17 protein-coding genes are annotated in these 19,431 nt (G+C 36.8%); 5 read left to right on the top strand and 12 right to left on the bottom strand.

What is annotated here, in order from left to right; all coding sequences use genetic code 11:
- Nucleotides 1-2: 2 nt before the first annotated feature.
- The 10 genes from brxC to AB6T38_RS06940 form a co-directional block, all read right to left on the bottom strand.
- Nucleotides 3-3,698, bottom strand: coding sequence for a BREX system P-loop protein BrxC (gene brxC / locus AB6T38_RS06985; RefSeq protein ID WP_372546612.1), 3,696 nt, complete (start codon nucleotides 3,696-3,698; stop codon nucleotides 3-5).
- 9 nt (nucleotides 3,699-3,707) lie between these two features.
- Nucleotides 3,708-4,256 (bottom strand): hypothetical protein, encoded by a 549-nt coding sequence (locus tag AB6T38_RS06980; protein ID WP_372546611.1) that lies wholly within the window; start codon nucleotides 4,254-4,256, stop codon nucleotides 3,708-3,710.
- Nucleotides 4,234-5,022, bottom strand: a complete 789-nt coding sequence (locus tag AB6T38_RS06975) for a BrxA family protein (protein WP_372546610.1) — start codon at nucleotides 5,020-5,022, stop codon at nucleotides 4,234-4,236. The genes AB6T38_RS06980 and AB6T38_RS06975 overlap by 23 nt, the downstream gene beginning before the upstream one ends.
- On the bottom strand, nucleotides 5,015-5,926 hold the full coding sequence (locus AB6T38_RS06970; RefSeq protein ID WP_372546609.1) for a WYL domain-containing protein: 912 nt from the start codon (nucleotides 5,924-5,926) through the stop codon (nucleotides 5,015-5,017). Before AB6T38_RS06970 ends, AB6T38_RS06975 begins: the two co-directional genes overlap by 8 nt.
- A 287-nt stretch (nucleotides 5,927-6,213) precedes the next feature.
- A complete protein-coding gene (locus AB6T38_RS06965; protein WP_372546608.1) occupies nucleotides 6,214-6,723 on the bottom strand; it encodes an antirestriction protein ArdA in 510 nt (169 codons plus the stop codon).
- 195 nt (nucleotides 6,724-6,918) lie between these two features.
- The gene (gene mobF / locus AB6T38_RS06960; RefSeq protein ID WP_372546607.1) at nucleotides 6,919-9,510 is read right to left on the bottom strand and encodes a MobF family relaxase; all 2,592 of its coding nucleotides are present in this window, start codon (nucleotides 9,508-9,510) and stop codon (nucleotides 6,919-6,921) included.
- A gap of 2 nt (nucleotides 9,511-9,512) precedes the next feature.
- Entirely contained in the window at nucleotides 9,513-11,231 is a 1,719-nt protein-coding gene (locus tag AB6T38_RS06955; protein ID WP_372546606.1) for a type IV secretion system DNA-binding domain-containing protein, read from the bottom strand.
- The gene (locus tag AB6T38_RS06950) at nucleotides 11,221-11,529 is read right to left on the bottom strand and encodes a hypothetical protein (RefSeq protein WP_372546605.1); all 309 of its coding nucleotides are present in this window, start codon (nucleotides 11,527-11,529) and stop codon (nucleotides 11,221-11,223) included. Before AB6T38_RS06950 ends, AB6T38_RS06955 begins: the two co-directional genes overlap by 11 nt.
- Nucleotides 11,519-12,001 carry a hypothetical protein gene (locus AB6T38_RS06945; protein ID WP_372546604.1) on the bottom strand — a complete coding sequence of 161 codons (483 nt, stop codon included), beginning with the start codon at nucleotides 11,999-12,001 and terminating at the stop codon, nucleotides 11,519-11,521. The genes AB6T38_RS06950 and AB6T38_RS06945 overlap by 11 nt, the downstream gene beginning before the upstream one ends.
- A gap of 9 nt (nucleotides 12,002-12,010) precedes the next feature.
- A complete protein-coding gene (locus tag AB6T38_RS06940; RefSeq protein WP_372546603.1) occupies nucleotides 12,011-12,202 on the bottom strand; it encodes a helix-turn-helix domain-containing protein in 192 nt (63 codons plus the stop codon).
- A 142-nt stretch (nucleotides 12,203-12,344) separates the two neighbouring features.
- On the opposite strand from AB6T38_RS06940, the gene AB6T38_RS06935 reads away from it, so the two are divergent.
- Nucleotides 12,345-13,424: a hypothetical protein gene (locus AB6T38_RS06935; protein ID WP_208804140.1), complete on the top strand. Its 1,080-nt coding sequence runs from the start codon at nucleotides 12,345-12,347 to the stop codon at nucleotides 13,422-13,424.
- Nucleotides 13,425-14,097: 673 nt separating this feature from the next.
- Here AB6T38_RS06935 and AB6T38_RS06930 read toward each other — a convergent pair.
- Nucleotides 14,098-15,510, bottom strand: coding sequence for a YdgA family protein (locus AB6T38_RS06930; RefSeq protein ID WP_372546602.1), 1,413 nt, complete (start codon nucleotides 15,508-15,510; stop codon nucleotides 14,098-14,100).
- A 354-nt stretch (nucleotides 15,511-15,864) separates the two neighbouring features.
- On the opposite strand from AB6T38_RS06930, the gene AB6T38_RS06925 reads away from it, so the two are divergent.
- Nucleotides 15,865-16,194 carry a hypothetical protein gene (locus AB6T38_RS06925; protein WP_348492848.1) on the top strand — a complete coding sequence of 110 codons (330 nt, stop codon included), beginning with the start codon at nucleotides 15,865-15,867 and terminating at the stop codon, nucleotides 16,192-16,194.
- Between the two features lie 426 nt (nucleotides 16,195-16,620).
- Entirely contained in the window at nucleotides 16,621-16,959 is a 339-nt protein-coding gene (locus AB6T38_RS06920; protein ID WP_372546601.1) for a DUF3718 domain-containing protein, read from the top strand.
- Here AB6T38_RS06920 and AB6T38_RS06915 read toward each other — a convergent pair.
- The gene (locus tag AB6T38_RS06915) at nucleotides 16,928-17,422 is read right to left on the bottom strand and encodes a hypothetical protein (protein WP_372546600.1); all 495 of its coding nucleotides are present in this window, start codon (nucleotides 17,420-17,422) and stop codon (nucleotides 16,928-16,930) included. The genes AB6T38_RS06920 and AB6T38_RS06915 overlap by 32 nt on opposite strands.
- A 462-nt stretch (nucleotides 17,423-17,884) precedes the next feature.
- On the opposite strand from AB6T38_RS06915, the gene AB6T38_RS06910 reads away from it, so the two are divergent.
- On the top strand, nucleotides 17,885-18,880 hold the full coding sequence (locus AB6T38_RS06910; protein ID WP_372546599.1) for a response regulator: 996 nt from the start codon (nucleotides 17,885-17,887) through the stop codon (nucleotides 18,878-18,880).
- Between the two features lie 2 nt (nucleotides 18,881-18,882).
- Nucleotides 18,883-19,365: a PAS domain-containing protein gene (locus AB6T38_RS06905; protein ID WP_372546598.1), complete on the top strand. Its 483-nt coding sequence runs from the start codon at nucleotides 18,883-18,885 to the stop codon at nucleotides 19,363-19,365.
- Nucleotides 19,366-19,431 lie beyond the last annotated feature (66 nt).

The raw sequence follows: 19,431 nt of genomic DNA, 5'->3' as shown, positions 1-19,431 counted from the left end.
TATTAAGCTGTTCCTTTGCTTGAATTAGCATTAACAGAGCTAAGGTCTAGCTCTATTTTTTCATCTGGTTGTGCGGAAGCCAGCGCACGTAATTGCGCCGTTAATATGTCTTTATACTCTTGTACTGTCATATCAGTACTTGGAATAGACAGTTTCAGCTTACGAGGTGTTTTAGGTTGCGCAGGCATCGCTGGTATAGGCGTAGGAGCTGGCTTTCCTCCACTAGGGGGCGGCTCTGGTACAGGTTCAGGTTGTGGAGGTGGTTCACTAACAAAGCTGTTTTCAAGAATAAGTAAGTCGTTTTCTTTAGACGGAACTAACTCTGTGCTTGTTAATAATTCAGATAATGAGAAACCACTGTTTTTACATGAAATTGAAAAACCTAGTTCTGGTTCTGTTAACACTCGGTCTTGGCAAAATTTTTTAATGGAATTTAGCTGAGTTATGTTGTGAGCATTCAACTCTTTTGGGTAGTTAGCCGTTAATACGCTATTCGCTTTGTTTACCTTAACTAACAATGTTTCACATTGAGTTGTTAACTCTTGACAAGCCGTTTTAACTAATCGGTAATAAGCATCTTTAATTTTTTGTGCTTGTTGCTGAATTGCGGCAAATTTTTTCACCATGTCTTGTTTGTATAAGCTCAGTAACTCTTCACTTGCCGTATTAATAGCTTCATCGGTAATGCTGGCTTTACCCAATTCAGATACAACTGATTCTGCAAAGGCTTTAAAGTCGTTAACCTTTGCATAGTTTTTCTTAATAAACTTTTGTGTTTTTAATACAGTTTGAATTGCTGATTTATAAACATCGGCATTGGTTAATAAAAACTCTACTTTTTCTTTGTAATTGTTTTCAGTAACTTTGCTAGAGAAATCTAACAACGTATCTTTTTGAGCAGCGACATTGCTAAATAAAGATTCAAAATTATTAACGGTACTGTTTAACGTTGAAATAGCGGTAATGAAATGATCAGCTAAGTAACGAGTCGCCTCAGCTAATTCGTAATCGTTAGTGCTCCAATCTACTTTTTTATTGGTATGCTTTTCAATATCTATTTCCATCAATAACTGCACAGCTTGGTTTTTCTGTGTTGACGTTAAAGATGCTGTAATAGATTTAAACGAAGCTGATTTAAATTTGGTGGTATTGGTAAAAGCTTCATGAACTGCTTTTTGGTCATGCGACAGATACGGGTCGCCATTGTACTTAACTGCTAATTTACCAGCTCTGAGTAAAACCGCTAAGGTAGTGGCTATTGTACCGAAAGAATATCCCCAAGGTGCATTTGAAAAGTCTGTTTCAAGTGTACGCCCATCAACATGGCGCGATTTAATTTTTGCATTTAGCTCTTCAACTAACTTAAGGTGTTCACCTGTAAAGTTACCGTTAGAGTCGAAAAACTTGAAATCATCACCAGAAAATAATTTGTGTAAATCTTCTTTCGTGTTGCTAAATATTTTAGGAATTAAACCTTCAGATAACTGAGTTTTCAGTTGCTTGAAATAGATGTTTTTAACAAGCTTTCTTTGATTTTCAGCTATTGTGCTTTTAAAGGTATCTTCGTTAAGTAAATGTTCATCAAACAAATATACTAATGTTGAATGTTTGTAAGCATCTTCAATTAAAGATCTAAGCTCTTTTTCTTTTTCTTCTTTAATTGTTTTAAATTCACCAATAATCTTACGTTTATCAACATCGGATTCTGTAGAGTACTTTTCTTCCATCAACTGATAGCGATGAACTTCGGCAACTAACTTATCGATTTTTGCAAAGTTTTTGTTGTCTGGAATTAATGTAATTAAGTCTTTGTTGTGTTGAGTTTCTAACTTTATGTTCTCAATAAAGTCTTGTCTGTCATCACTAATATTAAACAAACTATATGCTGTTAATTTCAGATTTTTATTACCACCTGAGCCTGTTAACTCATCTTCTTGGTCTGAAAGCACATTAAACTTAAAGTTACTATGGCCATCGTTAAATGACGCTACTGGATTAAACGTTTTGTAGTTTTTAATAAAATTAATAAGATCACGTTTTTTAGTAAATAGCTCAACGTCAAACTCTTTCATTTCATCAAGTAATTTACCTTCAAGATCTGATGTTATCTTGTAGTTATTATTTGATAATAAAAGTACCTTAGCTTCTAACAATAATGCTAAAGATTTTTCTACTTTTGGTTTGATGCTGTAGTAGTCATTTACGTCTGCAATATAGCTTTTGGTAATATTTTCAATGGTTGGTGATACAACTTCTGAATCTGCTAATAAATGAATTGTTTTTAATAGCTTCTCACCATCAATTTCTAAATCACTCTCATCGAGAATTTGTGATGCCGTATGATATTTGTTAACTAAGTCTACTGGAGGAGCGGTTTGAGCTTCACTACAAAGTGCATGCCCCGTAGTAAATGAAAATAAGCTTTGTTCACGCATTTGTTTGCGAAGTACATCAAATGTGGTGATGATCATGCCACGGGCTGCAATTTGTGTTGCAACTAGTGCGTTTGAACTGAATAAGAACTTTTGCAAAATATCGAATTGATACTTATGAAACGGATAATACGTTGCAAAATCATGAGCTGATTCTGTTTTCGTTGGAAATGACGATTTTAAGTTTGTTGCGTCAGAAATGAGTCCGTCATTTTTATTATAATATTCGACAAGTTGATCAAAATAGCTGTCTTTCTTCTGTAGTAATCGGCTACGAATAATGACATCAACTTCTGTTGCTTCAAGGTGAATTTTAGTTTTAAATCTATCCGTTACTTTGGTTAAGCTGCTTCGACTAACATTGGCATTATTAATAACACTGTCTAGCTTTTCTTGAGCAATTGCCATTGTCCAAACTTTACTCGCTATACTCGATAAAGCTTCACTTACGGCTTCAAGTTCTAATAGTGAAAACTTATTCTGGCTAATTGCTTCACTGGCTTCATCGAAAACAAAAACTAACGTTTCATCTGTCACAAAACTAAGATAACGCTCTAACTCGTCTTTAAATTTAACTGGTGAAAAGCTTTCAATAGATTTTGTATAAACGTCTTTTGTTTCTTGATATTCAACGTCAGAGTAACCCATAGCGTTAAACAGCTTTCGCATTACTCGGGCAACTTGTCGATTACTTTTCTTTAATTCACTCCATTCTTTACCTTCAAGCTCTTTAGCTTTTTGTTTGAACTCTTCATATTTACCTTCAATGAAAAGCTCAAATTCCATATAACCGTAGACATCATCTCTAAAGCCTAGATTTTTTAGTAAATTTGAAAATAATGTAAAAGAAAGACCTTGATCAGTGTTTTGTTTTGCTACATCAAGAAAGACCACGCGACTGTTAATACTGTCTAAATTACGAAGTGCGTTTTCAATGAGTCCTTCGTTTTTAATACCCTTTAGTTGGGCAATAAAACGCTCTCTAGCAGGAGTACCATTAATATTGGGGTTATCAATGATGTAACCAAGCATTTTGCCAAAGTAAGACTTACCTGAACCATAGAAGCCTGATAACCAAACACCTGTTTCTTTGAGGTTTGAAGTAAATATATTAGTAAAATTATCTAAGTGACGACCCAAACCTTCAGTAACAATATAAGATTCAATCTCTTGCTGGATCTCATTTTCAGTTCTGTCTTCTAAATCAATTACGTTCTTAATATCTTCTTGAAGATCTAGGGTTAAAATTTCGTTTATTTTTGTCATTATTTGCCCTTACTTCAGCAAGATACAGCGATATTTAGACGCTGCTTTAAAATTTAAGAAAAATACGTTGTCATCAGTAATTTTTGCTGGATAAAAGATGACTAAAGGATGCTCTAGTTTCATTACTGTAGGGTGTTCCATGATATTCACGTTTTCTATCCCTGTACCATATAAACAACCAGAACGGATTAGCATTGGGATTTTGCGATTAGCTATAGCTTGTTCTATTGCTTGAATGATTAAATCAAACAAGTCTGTTTCAGGATCATCTGATTTGAAAAGCTTGCTAGGTGTACTAATAAAGTCTTTATAATATTCTTCAAAAGCGTCCCATCCGTCTTCATCAATAGCTTGAACAAGTAATTTACTAACATCGATAAACTCAGCTTGTTGGTGATAAAGCTCTTGAGCTTTTTCAAGGTATTCTTGCTCTTGGTTTGGCGGATAAGTAAATAAAATACTATTACCACCATTTGCTTGTTTTCGAAGCTGATCTTGGTTGGTTATTTGAAACTTTAACGCTTCAAATTTTTGCTTATGTTCTAGCAGATAAGACATCGCAAATTCCTTTATAGCTATGTGTTAATTCAATATTTAATTCAACACCATTAAAATCCATGTTGAAGTAGTCTTTGAGTGACAATTTTTTTAGTCTTTCTTGAATATCGCTTTTATCAATAAATACCAAAGGGAATATTTCATTTGATAAAACGTCACTGTTTTCAGGCTCATTTATTTTTAAAATGTATAAAAATAAAACCAGTAATTCTGATGACATTAATATTCTTTTAAATGCTTTTTTTCTTACACCTTCAACAAAGTTTATTTTGGTTAAAAAGGTAAGGTACTTGGTTGCTAGGGTCGTTGTAGTGGCCTCTGACCATTTTGATTTTAGTTCTTCATGTTTTCCTACAAAGTCTTTTAAATAGCCGATTAATATTTCTTTAGATATGAAGGTTTTGCCTGATGAATATTCTTTGGAAAAGATACGAACTGATATGTCTCTGAATAACCTATTGGTTAATGCAAACTGCCAAAACAAGATAACTTCTTTTGTTTGTAGGGTTAGGTCACTGGCAAAAATAGACTGAATTAAATCTTGATGATCTTGATTTCTAAATTGTAAAAAAGCAACTTCAACACCTCTTTCAATTCGAGTGCGGCTTTTTTCCGTTCTTAAATCAAATTCATTATCATGAGCTGAATCAGCATCAAAATATGATTCAATCGTTTTAAAGATAGGATCACAATCTTTGATACTGCCAATGACGTTTATGGTCGTATCATATTTTTGTTGCCCTGAGGCTGGGTTAAAATTATTCATTCTGTGCGTATCCGGGTGCAATAGCTAAATTTTCCGCACCATATAGAGTTTGTCTGTTTCGAAGCCAAAGTTGATATTCACCACCTTGTAAACTTGCGTCTTCAGTGCAATCAACATTCCAACGTCTTAGTAAATAACCAACTAGAGCAGCTCTAACTGTTAGGCATAACGTTCCATTATCCATTCCATAATCGAGTTCTATTGCTTGTGGATATTGAACATTTGTTGGGTGAGGGACAATGTGTAAATCCATTTTTCTCATCCATTGGTTATCTTCGATAGCCATTTCAAACTCTTCAACTGGCTTATCTAGCAGAGCAACTTTTGAGACACGTGTTATAACAAAATCTCGAAACGAATTTGATTTTCGGTCATAGCCTCTAACATGCCAACGCAAACCATTATCAATTATTGTATGAGGCACAATTTCTCGAGCTTTTGATCCTGACGATAACGATGTATAAATAATTGAAATAGCTTTACCTTTTAAAACGGCTTGTACAATTTTTGCAACGATAAAAATATCGGGCACATTTAATTGATAAGGTGCATTTACTGGAAAAGATATCTCTAAAACGCCATCAAACCCGTCGGATATTTTGTTCACTAATTTAGCTAATGTTTGTTTAGAGTTGTATATAAATAATGGCGTGAAGGCTTTAGCTTGTAGGTAGGTGCGGTCTTTAGCATTAAAGTCTATATTTTGAGGCGCTAGATCTTTATATAAAGTAAGGTCTCTAGTGGCATTAGCCATACCCATTTCAAACTTTTCGGTAAGCTCTTTACGATTTATTGAGCCTTTAAATAACAAACTAAAATCGATGAAAGACAACCTTTGCTTTTGAGCAAAAGTTAGTTTGTCAATTCCTTCGGTATGTTTATATATTTCAGATATTTTACTCATAGTAATAAAAGACCATTACTGTAATCATTTTGATTACAGTAATGTACTCCAAATGTAACTATTGTGCTAGTTCATTGAGTAATTTAAAAACCGACACGATTGACCGGTTTAATATTGTGCCATTTTTGTGTTCTGTCAGCTTTCGTTGCACTTTTATAGTATGCGATGTCTTTCCGTTTCTGCTCATATACCTAACTCTTGAGTATGATCTTAGCTTGTTTTTCTATTACAATTACAGTAACAATCAACTCACTAAGATTCATACAAATTAAAAACTACGTTCAAATTTATGAAGTGAAAATTAGAACTGAATTTTCATATTCGATCGTTTGAATATCCCCGCCCATCTCAAGATCCCGAGCATATCGCTCCCAATCAAAGTAGTAACTTAAGTTAGCGGGTAGTTGCAGTGAGTCTGCTAGCATCTCTTGTGCATAATTTTCAACTGAATCGTATTGACCCAGAAAACAGTCGGTGAGCATTCTATTAGCCTCTTCTATGTCTTCATTGCAATAACTCAAGATTAAATGACCGTACTCATCATTTTCAAATATAAATCGCGCTATATTGTGAACCCGCTCAATACTAAAAAACTCTCCTATATCAATATTGCCAAAACCTTCGTAATCATGAATGGCGTATTCTTCGGCTCCCTTGATTGGGCTTTTAGATAACATTGTTGCGATCCGCTCTTCTACTTCAGTTAGATCAAGTAGATTATCAATCCATATACCATGTAACGTACCTGAATTGTATGCAGCTAAGTCAGTTACGTAAATTTTTGCAGTTGTAAACATATTTTGCTCCGAATTCGCAGTTGAAGTATCAACGCGGTTTATTCCGCGCTTGAGCCTTCTGGCGACACATGGCTTAGAGCAGGGATGAACTTGTCAACAAAAATCACGGAGTGTCTGTGCGAAGCAGAGAAACCGTTAATTTTGTTGACAAGGAAGGGGCGCAGTGCCCTTGAGTGTTTTGATTTGAGCACTGAATTAAATGGTTAATTCTTCGAAAGACTTTTCTTGTTTTTCAATTTCAATATCTTTTTCACGTTGAACTGTTTCATATTCAATGGACAAGCTTGCTCTTTTTTCTGAACTGTATTGAGCGGCAATTTTATCAATTGCGAGATTTTCTTTAACGGCTTTATCAAGTAGCTCTTCGTCTTCATCGAGGATTGATTCTGTAGCGGCATATAATTGGCAATCGTCTTTATGTCGAGATAATGCTACATAAGCATTTGCTCGATCAATCATGGGATCATGTAAAACGTATACATTACCGTCTATTGTCTTGCCTTGTGAGCTATAAATTGTTTGGGCATAGGCTGGTGCGAGGTAAATATTCCCTTTATCATTGCTATACTTTTCCTGCAACACAGTAACTAATTGGCCATTGTCTTTTTTGATAGTGATCCTCAGAAATGAACCATCACTTTTGGATATGTTCGTAACTGTTCCAGTATCACCGTTAATAAAATTAAGGGATGCATTATTGTCGGTAAACCGTATTCGGTCATTAATAGAAAGCAAGAACTCTATTTCTCTTGAGCTAACGGTACCGTTTACCTTTACATCTTGTTTACCAATTTTGCCAGCCTCTTGCAGTTGGTTTCGGATTAATCTATTGAGTTCCAATACGTCTTTCCATTTGCGGGCTAGAACCATCGTGCCTTTGTTAGGATTTTGCTGTTGAAATATATTCCAATCGTGGACTAGCTTAGAGTATGTCGAATCAATATCAGTACTGAAGTGCAATCTGCCATGTTCCTGATATTTACTCAGAGCATCAATAGCATTTCCATCCCTAAAATTTGCGACAGCAATTCGATCCCATTCTTTTCGTTGCCTTCTAATTGTTTCGATTCTTGTTGTACCAATTACATCAGAGCGAGATAGGTAGCGCAGCACACCGCCATGCTCTATAGCATCTAATTGTTTATCTTCGCCTGTGAGGATAACCTTAAAGCCTTTCAGTATTGCGTGTTCTTGAAGTTTTAGCATTGTCCGCACACCTACTTGGCCAGCTTCATCGATTATGACAACGTCTCCATTTTTGATTTTTGACCAACCATTATCTAAGTCGATTAGCAGTTTAGCTATTGTGAAACTTTTTACTCCAGTTTCTTGCTCGAGGTTTTTAGCTGCGTCTTTAGCAATTGCAGCACCCCAGACACAGATAAGTTTTGATTTATAAATACTAGCTACGATTCTCATCGCTGTTGATTTACCTGCACCAGCACTACCACTCATAATTTCAAATGACGCGTTCCCCAGAACTCCCAGAACCGCTTCTTGTTGCTCTTCTGATAGTATTAATCCTGTTTTTTCTTGAGCAGTGAAAATATCTGTTATTGACAACCCGGGAAGAAATTTTTTCTTATGGAGGGATTGAGAGTTTCTAATAAGTCGATGTTCTTGTTCTCGCATTTCATGAGTAGTAAATTGCTTGAGATATTTGTTACCTGTTTGTAGTTCAATCACAAGTTCTGTTTCAAGATAATTTTCCGCTAGCTTTAAAGCTAATGTTGCTGGTATTGCCAGTCTCATTGCTGTACTTAGAGCGACTTTAAATACATCGACTTCAGAAAAAATGCTTACGGTTTCTATTAATACTTCAGATAAATATTTATGATTAAATTTAATCGAAGTTAAGTCATTTTCGTTGGGGAGGTGCATACCTAATGACTTTTTATGAAGATCTATCAGGCGCTCTTCTGTGAAACCTGCTTGATCCATGTAAGTCTTCCAATTCTCAAATAGTTTTGGTCTATCAATCGGTTTTTTTTTTCCTCTAGTCATTTTTGCTATCAGTGCTGCTGCTCTGGCAGTTTGAATAGCCATGGTTTCCAAAGCCCCAATAATTTGCTTACGACGTTTAGAGAAGTATTTACATATCCACTCCGGAACGCCCCAAATTTTGAATGATTGACCATCGGATATTGTATCAAAACCGAGGTCTCTTAATTTTTCTGCAAACGTAGCTTGATAAACAAGGCTTGCAGCTTTTTGCCATGTGAAGATATATCTTGATTCTAACGTTCCATTTGTCCCGTCATATCTTTTACAACAGTTAAAAATTACTAAATGAGAGTGAAGATGTGGGTCTTCAGCTCGACTTGTGGAATGTTGAAATAGAGCTGATATGAATCCGGGAACTTTTTGATGCTCTATTCCATCGTGTCCTCTTCTTGTGTATGCAGCATGAACTTCTAAGAACTTTAGTGTTTCGAGTACGGATTGATGATGAGCGCTCTCGATCTGTAATCTTTGTCTAGGCCTTGAACGTGCCCACACAACGGAAACACTTTTATCTGGGCTAAGTGAATTGTCTGTTGCATGTTTGTGTTTTCTACCGTTTTGCTGGTACATGGGGTGCCCTGTTCTAGGATCTATCCCTTTCATCAGTTTTAAATATAATTCTTCTTCTATCTCACCTGTAAGTCCTAGTAATGCGGCACATGTACCTGCCCAACTTCCTTTTTTTTCACCACCAATGAATTGGTAGGTTTTATCGTCATCTATAAGTTTAATGGTGTTTTCTGCATGATAATCTATGTCTGCAACATTTGATGGATTCATCATGACTAATTACTTTTAGAGTTGCTGTCAGTCAATAGACTACGTTTATTTAGTCTGTTAGCTGTTACTTCATATACGGGCGTAGTTAATTTAGAATCGCCGGAATATGAAATCGGTTGTCTATTGGAGACTCTTTCAGATTTAATGTATGGCCATTTCAACTTATATATATTTACTAATCCCCCTATAAAAAGAAAACCGACTACCCCTTTCTGATCTGCTGAAGGGAGGTTGATAATATCTTCTTTTAATACTACGGGGCGATCCGCAAACTGAGTTGAAATTGCCAATTTGTCTCCGTCACTTAGATTTTGATTGACGGTTAGTACGCGTTGTTGGCCTAATAGATCCGATGCCTTCTGGGCTGTTGGTCCGGATGCTCCGAGCCGCATTACAATGATTGTTCGAAATAACGATAATATTGTTTCAGTATTGTTCTGGCCGTAATTTTCATATAGTAGGCTAATACTTTGAGCTGAGGCGATCGTTCGGCCCCCTTTTGATCTTGATAAGGTTAAATAACGAATTAAAGATGGGTTATGGGGGAGGTTCCCTAGTTCATCGAGAATTAAATAACATTTTCGACTGTTTGAATCTTCATGTGCTAATAGGCGCTCAATTATGAGCGTCACTAAAGTGTTACATACTGCTCTACTTAAGTCAGGATTAGAATAGTTTGGTCTGAAGAAAACATGACATTTTCCGTCAACGTGTTTCATCATTTCAGTTATGCACCAAGTGTTTTTAACCGATTTCTGTAGTGCAGCCATATCTCTAATCCAAAATAATCTGCTACTAAGAACTGAAATAATTGAATGTGTTGTTTTATTGTCAGGTTCAACTAACCCTGCTGCTGAGGGGTAAGCTTTTTGTAATAGTCGTTTAAGCTGCTTTACGTCGGTAAATAGAGTTAGGTGGAGTTCTTTCCAAGACCAGTTTTGATGTGAATTTTGAAGGTGTATTATCACGCCTTTTAGAATTTGCCTTGCAGCATCAATGAAAAAACGGTCGTTTCCATTTCCACCTTCAAGCATTGCCTGAGCGGCAAGGGAGGCATCATTTGAGTCTTTTACATCGTCGCTAATGTTCCATATAAACTCGGAGTCAGCGTTAAGTTTTAGACATATCGCATTGGTATTTTTGAAGGTACTTTGATATTCACCTTTTTCATCATATGTGAAACTAAGCGAGTTAGTTTGGTAAATTTGTTTTGCAAGTGGTTTAATTATCGTGCTTTTACCACCACCTTGCTGACCAACTATCAGTATATTACCTTGTTCTAGTTGGTCAGTGAACCTTAGTTTAGGGTGAATTTTAATCCCTGTTTTGCCCGGCTCTTTTCTCAGCTTTTGAGATGCATTTTTTAAAGCAGCATTAAACTCAAGAAGTTTAGGGCCATGCGCGTGAGCGTAGTCTGCTTGTTTGTTTTTTCTGGCCTTCAGTGTAATTTTAAATGCTAGAGCAACTAGCAAAAAACAAGCAAACAAAAATGATGTGAGTCCAACATCAAACAATGTTATTTGGGAGTTTGTCAAAATTCGGGTTATCGTAATGCTACTACTTTCAAGGATATTTGAACCAAATGTAGAAAGAAGATAATAAGGCAATCCATAGTCTGCTAATTTAGGGCCGACAAGTATTGTCGCCGCGACTGAGATTATAAGTAGCAATAAGACAATCGCTAAATAGTGATGGATTGAGAAAGGCGCGATGTTATTTTTCATTTTTCACTCCGTTTCTTGTTATATCAACAAAACGCTTTTCCGCCTCAATAATTTGCTCATTTGAAAGACCTGCAACCGCACAGGTCATATTAAAGATTGCTCTTTTTAATCGTGCTTCGGTCACCCTTAACATTTCTTTATTAGAAAGATAGTTACTAGCGATCTTTAATCGATATTTAGCTTCATCTGAAACTGATATATCTTTCACTGTTGCAGCCTCCTTGATCTCGTAAAATTCGTTTGGGCGAATACGCAAACTGAGTTGTTCTGAAGTTTTCTGTTTCGTTCTAATTTTCATTATTACCACCTGCTTTCAGTGTAAACGCTTGTAAAACCTTACTTGTAGCGTGGTCTAAAAACGAATTGAAACCAGTTGTGAAACCGTTTGTTTTATTCCTGTTTTCTTTTCTGGTACTGGTTTCAAGGCTACAAACGTAAGCATCATTGATGCGTAACTTGTCCATTAAGTTTTTTTTGTGAAAAACAATATGTTCTTGTCTAGAGATCGTTTGTTGAGCAAAAATATCAACACACAGTTTCTGTTGATCTGTAAGAATGGAATAACTCATTAATCCTTTCTGCTTAGTAATGTGCAGGATGGCCTCTTTAAAGCTATCCAATTCATTTATATTTTTATTCACTGCTATAATTGAGAATGCCAAAAGGCTGATCAATGCTTCTCGAAGGAAGGCAGGGAACTGTTCAAGCTCGGTTGAAAATTGGTTATTGAGCTGCAAAATCATTTGTTCACGGTTAAAAAAATATTTCATAATTATTCCTTAAGCTGTTTGAGTTATTGTTCTGCTACTTAAAAAGTTGTCGAGATCTTCTCTGCGATAGAAGACTTTTCGACCAACTTTTACAAATGGTAGTGAATAGCGACCTGTTGTTGCCCATACGGATAATGTTTGCGGTTTTACTGAAATGTAATCAGCCGCATCATTACGATTTAAGAGTTCTGGTTTTTGCATGTTTTTTACCTTAATTGATTAAACATGCTTGAAGGATATCTATACCTAAAGAGTTTAGTCAGTATGAATGTTAAAAGTTTGTGGACACTAACTTATTAATCCTTTAGATTTAAAGAATTAAAAAATCATATTTGGCCGAGCGATGAAGGTAGAAAATCATTTAATTGTTAACTTAGAGGGGTTACTCAGGGAGTTTGAGGGAACGTGCAGTTCTGCTTTCTACTCTAGTGTTTCTGAAATGTTAAATGTTCTCAAAAAGAGCGAGTCAGTGAAAACTGGCGCAACAAAGTATTCGTGGGGAATTGCTACGGGAACTGGAATTCTAAGTAAATACCTAGATAAACATTTCAACCAATGTTTAGCCATTTGCGCTTGTATTGGCTTCGGAAGCGATGAGGAGATTGAACTCCCTTCAAAGGTTCTCTCATCAGAGAAAAAAGTGAAAGGCTGGGGGCTAGAAGTGGCAGAACTTAGCCAATCTGCGTGGGTAGTTAAGCGACTGGATGTTGCATCAGATTTAGAATTAATTAGGTTGGTCACTCTAATTTTACGAGATTATCTCAATAAAAAAGAAGTCACATACTGCGCATTATGCTTCCGGGTTACGAGAACTAGAAAACATTGTTGGGACCATACTTCAAACCTTCCATCATTTCATAAAAGTAAACAGATCGGAGGTTTTTTAAAAACCGATCAAAAACTCAAGAATCATCTGAGGAAAAGGGATCTTCGGGGAGCATATGGGGAAAATCCTAAGGGTAATCCAAAGGAATTAAGCTTTCTACTGGAAAACTCAAAGTGGGAAGAAAGCTGCTTAGCACTAATGCAGCTGATGCGTAAATATCTTCCAACTATATTCTTGCTCCTCGGAGACAAATTAAAAGCACCTAACGGACTACTTACTTATAAATTTCTAAAAGAGGAATATAGTTCTCTGACTGATTTTATAAACAGGGTTTATTCAAAGGAGGTATTGAGGAATACATGCGAAAAATCTCGTAGTGCTTTTTGGTTTGTAAATACACTGGCAATAGCCGAAGGGTGGTATAAAGCTGAGTTAGAAATGGAAATAAATCAATCTAAACAAAAGCGTGGTACGTTAGAGCGCAATAAACTCGTCTTTTCTTTGCGTGAGAAGGGTATGTCAGTTAGAAAAATTGCTGAGCAGGTGAGTATAAATAAATCTCGTATTCAGAAAATTCTTACTAACGAAAACAATTAAATTGAACATTTGGAAATGGTGGCCCCACCCTGACTTGAACAGGGGACCTGCCGATTCTGTTTATCCACTACTTTCGTAATGGCACGGACTATATCATCACCCTCGAATAAATCCGGTAGGGTGCTGGGCGCTAATGATGTTTTACACAGCAAGGTCGTGCTGAACCATCTAGTCTCTGAACCTTCTCTTCACGCTTGAAGAGCTTGGCTGCTGATTGGCATATGACAATGTCACTTAGCTTTCCAGCAATTCACCCAGTTTTTCCACTAAACATCTCTGTCTAGGGTCACAATTACTTATGAGTCGGATGCTCTAACCAACTGAGCTATGGGGCCATTTCCAAGGCCGTGAATTGTAGCACATATGTAGCACAAACCAATTCACTAATAATTCAATTTATTTTAAGCGATTGAATAATAACGCTTTACTTCTACTTTCTATACAACCCTTATCCGATTATGAGTCGGATGCTCTAACCAACTGAGCTATCGGGCCATTTGAGGATGCATGGAAATAGGTTTTCCAAAACGGTGCGCAGTATAAGCAGTTTTTTCGGCGTTGTCATTATTTTGTATGACAGATAATCCTGTTTGCTTAATATTTGTGCGTTTTGCTCGTGAAAACAATGAAAAGGTAACGGTTAAGTTACCTTTTCGAGGTATTCCTTGCCGAATTAATAGGGCAAAGGGACGGTATTGTCATTCAATATCGCGTTTCCGTCTTTTAGCGAGAACTGTAGTAGCAGTTTGTCGTCTTTTTCTACAAGGAACCCTTGTAATTTTAGTCCTTCAATCATGTTGGGCACTTGTTGTGCGGCAATAAGGTCTATTTCTTCTTGGCTCATTTCAGCAGTCTGTGGATGTTGCTGTAATTGACTGGTTACGTAGCGAGTAAATATTATGTTTGCTACACCTTTATCCATCTCTAACTCTGTTTCAGATACGGTATGATTAATCCAAAATTTTGGATCTGCTGTGACATCTGGAAGTGCTTCAATGCCAACTAATTGGTTATTACTAAAGCCTGATAGTTCCCCTTCAGGCAAATTGGCAGACAATTTACTGATGTTGAGCTGTGGTTCGCTCTGTAAAAGTGGCAATAGGTTATTCGTCATAAAGCTCATAGATTGTTGCTTTATTTCGTATTCGTTCATTCCAGATAAACTTTTCGCAAATTCTTGGTAGGCTTTAAGAAATACTAAACTTAACCGATTGGTTTCGATATCTAACTGAATGTCGGTGACATCATAATCCATAGCTGAAATACTGTTGATTTTAAGATTTTGAGTAATATCCATGAATTGTTCTTTTTCATTGATATCTGATTCTACTGAAAAAGATAGTTCATCTAACTCAACAGTCTGTTCTGAATCGCCTACCGTCAAAATGTTTAATTTATCAAGGCTTAATTCAGCGCTAGATTCAAATATCTCACCTTGCATTGCTGCAAATATTTCGCCTTCGGAGCTCATTGATATATCGACCCCCTTAATCTCGAACTTACCTTCGTCAGATGTAAACTGAAAAGAGTCCATTTCACCTTCGTAAGAAAAACCGCCACTGGATTGCTCGCCTTCTCCTTGATAGCCAGAAAATACAACATTCTGATTATCAGTATCTTCAATAACAGAGAACGATACAATGCGATCTTCCATGTCAAAGCCACCTAAAAGCCCCTGGCCAATGGTGAGTTCATAAAAGTTGACATTTTCTGACCAATTTAGCTTAGTTCTCAAGGCATCACCCTTATAGACTAGTGCCAAGTTGACTAGGCCAATATCGAATCCATCGGTGAAAATAACGGGGCCGTGATGAGAGGTGAAATCTACCAAGAACTCAGGAGTTCCTTGTGCCCAAGGTAAATCTGAAATTGCTCCCATTTCTGCAAAGGCTATATTAACTTTAAGGGTACCATTAGAGCTAAACCAACCGTCATTTAAGTCAACTAGTTCAACGTTGTAACCATTAATTTTATTGATTTCAGCAATATATTGCTCAAGGTTTTCTCTAACTTGCAAACTGAAGTATTTGGGTAAAATAAGTATGGCAACAAAAATGAATGAGAGAACAATATAGCGTTTTTTCATTATTTAAAACGTCCTTGAAATCGTTGATTAACCAGCAGAAACGGCTATTTATTGAAAGTGAAGTAGAAGTGTTGAATCTACCAATGATGCAGAGAATTATGACACAGGGATCAGTTCAATTAAACAAACTGTGGTGAGAGATTTGACCAACCTAAAATTTATCTAATAAACTAAATGTTGATATTCTGTTAAAACACCTCTGAGCTAGATACCCTGTTTTGATCGTGAATTGGACTAAATCTGCTTGAAAGTCAATTAAATAGGGGTGCAAGGAAGAAAGAACTTTGTTACATTCGAATCACAGTTACAGATTTAAAATTTTATAAGTGGCGGTTCGTCATTGCGGAGACATTTATGACTGAAAAACCTTTCTTAGTCAGTGGTAGAAATACCATCATTCATAAGATAAGAAAACTGGATCTACTAATTCTCAATGGTGAAGAAAATCCACCAGTACTAGTGACCCATAAAGCGTTGAAAAAGTTTACAGGCAAAGTGCCTGACAATAAACGTGAAGCCAAACTGCAGGATATTGAATTGGTGGATGTTACCGTTACAGATGTATTTGGTGATGAAAAGACATTGATTTTCGTACAAACCCTAAACGGCAAAGAGTACAAAATTGATTACAGTAAAGTAGACTCGCCTTTATTTATCAAAATTCATCAAGATAATGCGTTTTAGCCTATTTAATTGAGTGGCCATCTTCGGCCGCTTTGCTTTTTTGGATTACGCTGCAAATTAGTAACTTGCCTTCCAACAACTAGGGGCTCGCTCCCGAATGATGACACCGTATTTAACTTCCCCTAAATAGTCATTATTCCATTCATTATTTGAAATTTCATTTCGCGTGTTTGTAACAAAGCGTGTTCATTTTAGGTTAAATAACCGATTTGCGCGACAATCCATCGCGCTTTTTTAGCGGCTTGTCGCTTAGTCTCATGTAACTGTAACTTAGCGATATTTACTATGCGCGACAGCATCTTACGCTTACGGTTAATATCAAATCTGCTTTGTTCCTAAAGCCATTGGAATGGGAATTAAGGTGGATTTAGGCCCAAATAATAATTATTTAGGCACAAATTAAAATTAACCAATGGTGGAACTGAAATGAAAATTTTGAAAAGCGTCAACAATAAAAGCGTGCTGGCAATGGCACTTATGATAGGTGTATTTGCAACCAATAGTGCATTAGCTGCTTCATCGCTCACCTCATATCAAGAAGCTTCCTTAGTTAAGATCTGCAAAGCGTTAAAAAGTGATAATCGAATGAAACTCCAAAGAGCCATAAAGGCTAGCAATTTAAATTATAAAGCAGTGGCCAAAGGTTTGGTATGCAATGGTCAATCAGCCCTAGATTTTGCCGCCATTCATGATGCCCATGAAACTGCAGGGTTTTTGGCCCGAAAAGTGAATATTAATTACGACAAAATGTTAGCCAAAAGATAGTAAACCAAGCACCCAAAGGATGTGGCACGGTATTTATGCCGTGGATGGTAAACCAAGCACCCAAAGGATGTAGCACGGTATTTATGCCGTGAATAGTAAGCCAAGCACCCAAAGGATGTAGCACGGTATTTATGCCGTGAATGGTAAGCCAAGCACCCAAAGGATGTAGTACGGTATTTATGCCGTGAATGGTAAGCCAAGCACCCAAAGGATGTAGCACGGTATTTATGCCGTGAATGGTAAGCCAAGCACCCAAAGGATGTAGCACGGTATTTATGCCGTGGGTAGTAAGCCAAGCACCCAAAGGATGTAGCACGGTATTTATGCCGTGAATAGTAAGCCAAGCACCCAAAGGATGTAGCACGGTATTTATGCCGTGGGTAGTTAGCGGTAAATGATATGCCAAGAAACCATGGGAAAGCCCATGTAACAGGGCCGTTGTCACCAAGGATTTTTCGAACATTCAAATTAAAAAAGGAGGTGTTTAACCCAAAATAGTGTGAATTCGTCACAATTGCCTGTTAATCAGTAAATTGTGTGAATAGATTGAAACATCGGCGTAGTGAACCGATGAATATATGCTTTTGAAACTCATTTCTTAAACATGTATTAATACCTGGATAAATAGAGGCTGTTCGTTGCAAAACGCAGCCTCTTTTTTTGTCTATTCATTTATCTATGCATGCCTACCACATATACTCTTGTCTGAGCTTCTCCTTTTTATTTCTCTGTTCTGCTTAACGGCGAAATTGATAATAATGGCGACTAATAATTGGTGTTATTTTCAAACACTGCTATTAATTAACATTGGCTATCTGATAAATGAATGAATTCGTTACTTTTTTGTTGAAAAAATTTTTCCTTGTTGTGTTACTTTAATCTTCCATAAAGTCTTTTCATTGTTAAATAGAGAATATTGACCAATATGTTTTCAGTGTTGATATGTGACGACTCTATGGTCGCACGTAAACAAGTTGCTAAGTGCCTTCCTCAAAACTGGCAGGTCGCAGTCCATTTTGCTAAACATGGTAAAGAAGCTATTGCTGCTATCGAGGAGGGAAAAGGTCAGCTCATGTTTCTGGATTTAAACATGCCAGTAATGGATGGTTACGACACGCTGAAAATGATCCACAAAAAGCAACTTTGCTCCAAAGTTATAGTGATTACAGGTGATGTACAGCCTACCGCTCACGAGAGAGTAAAGGCTTTGGGCGCAATTGATTTTATCGAAAAGCCAGTCACTCCTGATTTTATCCATAGTGTGTTAGTTAAGCATCAGTTTATAGGCAAAGAGGTTTCTGAAAAGCAAATTCTCAACTCTGATTTATCTGCTGAGATCCGAGATTGTTATCAAGAGGTAACGAACATCGCCATGGGGCAGGCGGGAGATCACCTCGCGCGAATGTTAAACGTATTTGTCAAATTGCCAATACCAAACGTCAACCTTATCGAAGTATCTGAACTCCACATGATGCTGCAAGATATTGAAGATAAAGAAACTGTTTCAGGTATATGCCAAGGATTTTTAGGGGCTGGTGTATCCGGGGAAGCTTTGTTCATATTAAGTGACTCTAGCTTTGGAGATGTCGCTAAAATAATGGATATAACTGAGGAAGTCGACGATCAGGTACAACTTGAATTATTAATGGATGCAGCGAATATTTTAATTGGAACCTGTCTACGAGGGTTTGCCAATCAGCTCGATTTAAATTTCAGCCAAGGACACCCCATCGTTTTAGGGCAACACCGAAGCGTGTCGGAACTTATTTCAAACAATAAGACGAAATGGCGCAAAACTTTGGCAATCGAACTTAGCTACGGATTAGAAGGTTACAATGTGCAATGTGATTTAGTGTTGTTATTTACCGAAGAATCTATGCAAGTGATGAATTATAAACTTTCACACTTATTGGAGGATTGAACATGTCGGAAAATCACGAAATGGCTGAATTCCATTGGATGATGGACATGGTGCAAACCGTTGACGTCGGGATAGTAGTATTAGATAAAGATTTTGTGGTGAAAGTGTGGAATGGTTTTATGGAAAGCCACAGTGGCTTGTTACCTACTCAAGTGCAGAATAAAAGCTTGTTTGAGCTGTTTCCCGACATCAATTCCCAATGGTTACGTCGTAAAACCCGACCGGTGTTTGAATTAGGTACACGAGCGTTTATGACATGGGAGCAACGTCCCTTTTTATTTCGATTTCCAAACTACCGTCCTATCACAGGCTGTGAAGATTTTATGTACCAAAATATCACCATATCACCACTAGCAAGTGCTACGGGCCAAATAAATACTATATGTATGATGATTTACGATGTCACCGATGTGGCGGAAAATAAAAAAAGTTTTGAGACCTTGCAAGTGAAGCTCCACGCGTTGGAAGAAAGGTTCAAACCTTAACTTCTGAACCTGTCCTGATTTAAAATCGTTTAAACTTCCTTGGTATAGTAATTGCTAAATTCTAGT

It is taken from the genome of Aliiglaciecola sp. SL4, from assembly GCF_041538045.1.
In the GTDB taxonomy this organism is placed as follows: domain Bacteria; phylum Pseudomonadota; class Gammaproteobacteria; order Enterobacterales; family Alteromonadaceae; genus Aliiglaciecola.
This window is presented reverse-complemented; position numbering and strand designations above follow the sequence as displayed.